6 protein-coding genes are annotated in these 3,868 nt (G+C 61.8%); 5 read left to right on the top strand and 1 reads right to left on the bottom strand.

Annotated features, from left to right (window positions below):
- The 3 genes from ACZ4SV_RS36295 to ACZ4SV_RS36305 all read left to right on the top strand — a co-directional run.
- Positions 1 to 225 (top strand): hypothetical protein (locus tag ACZ4SV_RS36295; protein ID WP_468011415.1); only part of this gene is annotated, 225 nt, incomplete at its 5' end.
- 88 nt (positions 226 to 313) lie between these two features.
- Positions 314 to 673, top strand: coding sequence for a hypothetical protein (locus ACZ4SV_RS36300; RefSeq protein WP_180864880.1), 360 nt, complete (start codon positions 314 to 316; stop codon positions 671 to 673).
- Positions 660 to 920: a hypothetical protein gene (locus tag ACZ4SV_RS36305; protein WP_099470322.1), complete on the top strand. Its 261-nt coding sequence runs from the start codon at positions 660 to 662 to the stop codon at positions 918 to 920. The genes ACZ4SV_RS36300 and ACZ4SV_RS36305 overlap by 14 nt, the downstream gene beginning before the upstream one ends.
- A gap of 18 nt (positions 921 to 938) precedes the next feature.
- Here ACZ4SV_RS36305 and ACZ4SV_RS36310 read toward each other — a convergent pair whose 3' ends face one another.
- A complete protein-coding gene (locus ACZ4SV_RS36310; protein WP_164078000.1) occupies positions 939 to 1,991 on the bottom strand; it encodes a hypothetical protein in 1,053 nt (350 codons plus the stop codon).
- 1,085 nt (positions 1,992 to 3,076) lie between these two features.
- Here ACZ4SV_RS36310 and ACZ4SV_RS36315 point away from each other — a divergent pair.
- Positions 3,077 to 3,409 carry a hypothetical protein gene (locus ACZ4SV_RS36315; protein ID WP_468011423.1) on the top strand — a complete coding sequence of 111 codons (333 nt, stop codon included), beginning with the start codon at positions 3,077 to 3,079 and terminating at the stop codon, positions 3,407 to 3,409.
- A gap of 34 nt (positions 3,410 to 3,443) precedes the next feature.
- Positions 3,444 to 3,868: hypothetical protein (locus ACZ4SV_RS36320; RefSeq protein ID WP_468011427.1), on the top strand; the 425-nt coding region annotated here is incomplete at its 3' end.

Raw genomic sequence — 3,868 nt, forward strand, 5'->3', positions numbered from 1 at the left:
CGCCATTCGCAGATCAAAGCCGACATGCGGAAAGGCCATTTTCAGCGCAACTTGAGTGAGTGGATGCAACGCTCTGGAGCGAGCGCGTCAATCGTCTCTAAGGCTTTGAACCGTCTCTTGAAGAACCCCACGGAGTGGGATCGCGTGGGCCAATCCACCTTCCCGCTCTACAACAAGCTAGCTGCGAACGAGGCTGTCGCAGCGGTTGTTGATAACGAGGCCTAAGTGCGGGTGCGAAGAGAGGAGGGCGGCCAGGGTGCCGCCTTTCTTTTGTCTGCTCCCCCGTCACCGCCCACCCCATACGCTCCTCCCCATGGATCCCCTTACCACCCCAGACGGCCGTTACCTCATCGTCCGCGGGCGCCTCTGGCGAACCACCAACCCAGGCCTCAGTGAGCCGGAGAGGGAGCGCCTGGTCCACGAGCTGATGGACGCCCGGCGTGCCGTGAAGTCAGCAGAAGCCAACCAGGATGGGGAAGCACTCGCCGCCGCGCGGCGCGCCGTGGACAGCGCGAAAACAGGCTTGGGCGAACGTGGCCCGGTGTGGTGGACCGATGGGGAGAGGGACTGGAACCGGTGCCTGGTGAAAAACTCGCCCTATGCAGGGTGGTTCCAGAACGTGGATACTCGCGAGACCACACCACGGAAAGGAAGTGAACATGCTGAAGGGTGAAGCGAAGATCGATGTCCCGGTTTACAGCGATGACGAGAGAGATATTGAGCAGGGCATGGACCCTATCATGCACGGAATCCTCATCACTCCCTCAGATCTCAAGCCCGTGCCAGGCAAGCCTGGTGTCTATGTTGCCGAGCATAAGAACCCAGACGTCACGGTGACAGTAACGGTCCAGGCGGATGGCAGCACGACCATTGAAACGGACCCCGAATCCGACATTTTCGAAAACACGTTGCATGTCTGACCAGTCCGGGGGCAGTGACTACTGCTCCCGGCTCTCGGTGACCATCCGAGCCCAGTCCACGCCCAGTTGCCTCACCTCATCGGCCCACGCTCGGTAATCGTCCAGCGGCATGGGGGCTTCCAGGCCGCGCTTGACCCGCTCCAAATATTTGTTCTTCCGAGACTGGGCTTCTCGGAAACGGTGTTCCGCCTCGTCCAAGCGGTCAGCCCGTTTGGCGGCCTGCAGTTGGCCCAGCCGCCGAACCGAATCCGGGTTGGTGGACAGCACGCGGGGAGCATGAGGCAGCGCGTGGCCTCCGGTCATCGGGACGCGCTTGTGGTTGCTGACCGGGTCCATGACGCGGTGGCGCCAGCACTCTCTCCAGTCGTTTGCATCGAGCGGGCCGCCGCCTGGCACGTCCAACGGCACGACGATCCCATGGGCCTCGATGAGCGCCCACACGGCCCGCAGGAACGCGTCCACCGGAAGCCGTAGAAGGGTGACCTGGCCCTCTGCTAGCACCTCGCCCCCGTCCCTCATTCGTAACGCCAGCAGGGTCTCGCTCAGTGCCAAGGCATCGCCTGACCGGGAGTTCCAGCCCACCATGCACACCCTCTCCCCATCCACCTCACCCGACCACGCATAGACCTGGAAGCGGGGCCTGGCGAAACGCGCCAACAGGTGGGAGAGCAGCCGCTCACGCTTGGAGTGACGCGATAGGGGCGTGAAGTGGTTTTCAGCGTAGAGCAACGCAGAGCGCCGACGCTCCAGCAGCAGGGCCACCCGGTCAGGGTCTGCCTTCGCTCGCCATTCGGACCAGCTCACCACATCGCGCAGGCCCTTGGCAGCAGCGCAGGGACGGCAGGCAGGCACCCAGTTTTCGACAACGGAAGCTGGCCCTCCCAGTTGCGCGGGGACCAGTGGCGTAGCCGTCCAAGACTTGGGAGAGGACAGGTCCAGTGGAGCGGAGCAGAAGGCGCAGGCGCTGCCGAACTCGGCCAAAACAGCCTTGCGTTGCCACCCGTTGGCCTTGCCTTCCAGCGGGGCATCGGCTCGGGCAATGGCATCCAAGAAGGGGGTCAGCTCACGCACGGAACACCCCCCAGCCGTTCTGCGTAGGCCGAGCACCTGGATCGCAGAACGGGGGCAGTGGGGCGTTGCAGGAGCCTGAAAAAGATTTGACTAAAACGCTATGCCGAGCCTGTCGAACCTCCCCAGCTACCGCCGATCCCAAACCCATAACCTGCTTGCCCGATCTATTCCCAGCCCAGCACTGGACCCCCAGCCGCTGATCGAAGGCCGGGGGACAGCGAACGAGGGCAAGGTCAGACGGCTTGACTAAAACGGATGGGGTCAGTGTTTCCAGGGTATGCGAACCGAGCGCGAGAACCCCCGCACTCGACCATCCAAACCCCCAAGCAGAGTTGACTAAAACGGATGGAGACAGGGCTTTCGGAACACCCGGGCAGCGTGACTGAACCCAACCACTCACGCGATCCCATGCTGGCCTCCGCTTGACTAAAACGGACAGGGACAGGTCGCGGGAGTGGGGAAAACGGCGGTCCCGGATTTCTAAGGCAAGGGGTGCGGAGTCGGTGGGGAGGTGGGGAGCTGGCTGGGTGGGGAGGGAGGCTGCGGGGGCTGGCGAAAACTTTTTTGAGCGGCTGGGCGTGGCGGGAGTGAGGGGCATAGGGGGCTCCGGTTGGGTTGAGGATTGGGGCTTTACTTAACTTCTACCGGGGAAAAGCGGAAGGGCAAGAGCGGGGGAGCAAAAACTTGGGGAGGACTGCGGGGGAAGAGGTTGGCTGCCCATTCACCGTTCAAGGTTTTCCGAAGGGTGAAGGGAGTAGGCCATACACAAGTCGCACTGAAGTGTTTTTCCGGCTTGGCTAGAAACGCTGCGCCTTTCCACCCGTCCAGGCCTTGCTGCGCCTTGTTTTCAGTCTTGGCTAACAACTTGGCCAACCGTTCGGCTGAAAAATGGCCGGAACCCCAGAAAAACAGAAGAAAAACGGCTTAGCCCACTTGCGCTTCTTAAATCCTTTGCTAATCCATGGGTGTGGATTTTCATTGCAGGGGGTTAAGTGGGTCGTCCGTCGCTTCTAACCAAATCTTTCAGCATCGCTCCCGATGAGTTGGAGAGCGCGCGGTATTGCGCGAAAGAACAAGGCGTTTCCTTGAACAAGTATTTGCGCATGGCGGTCCTGGAGAAAAACCGGGGCGTGGTTCAGGGGCTTGAAGCGTCCGATGCGTTGGGCGACATCCGAGCCACGGTCCGCGAATCCGAAACGCGGAATGCCCTTGCCCTAGAAAGCGCGCTGGCGGACTTGCGAGCAGAGCAGAGCGCGGCGCTCCAGGCCAATGAAGAACTGGTGGTGAAAACCCTTCAAGCGTTTTCCCAGTTCCTGGCGCAGCAAGAACCCGACGCCGAAACCCTCTCCAAGCAACCGGCTGCCGAACCCAGTCGAGCTTCTGCTGCTACCTCGGCGTTCCTGCCTCCAAAACTCTAACCCTTTCCCCACTACCTCATAAGGAGGCATACCCATGAAGCGTTTCATCCTCACTCTCACCATCGCCGCGTTGCTGGCTCCGGGGCTTTCGTTTGCCCAGGACAGCACCCGGCCCGAACCCCAAAAGACCAACAAGCTGCGCCTGTTCAAGGCCGGCGGGATTGGCTGCGCTGCCGGTGCAGGCATCGCCCTGCTGACCGGCAAGAAAGACAAGGCCCTGACGGTGTGCGCTGCTGGGGCGATTGTCGGAGGCATTGCGTCCTATCAAGCCCAGCTCAAGGAGTTCCGCGAACTGGAAGCCGAAGCCAAGGCAGCTGGCCTGGATGCTCAGGTGCATACCAAGACCGTCGAAACCAAGGACGGCCAGGCCGAAGCCCTGGACAAGCTGGTCATCCGTTACCCGGCCGCTGACATGCAGCCGGTGAGTGCCAAGACCGGCGCCACGCTGGACAAGCTGGC

It is taken from the genome of Streptomyces sp. NPDC027672 (assembly GCF_055566335.1).

Bases quoted from the DNA above. Each gene is read 5' to 3' on its own strand.
- ACZ4SV_RS36300 (WP_180864880.1), top strand. From the start codon at position 314: ATGGATCCCCTTACCACCCCAGACGGCCGTTACCTCATCGTCCGCGGG.
- ACZ4SV_RS36305 (WP_099470322.1), top strand. From the start codon at position 660: ATGCTGAAGGGTGAAGCGAAGATCGATGTCCCGGTTTACAGCGATGAC.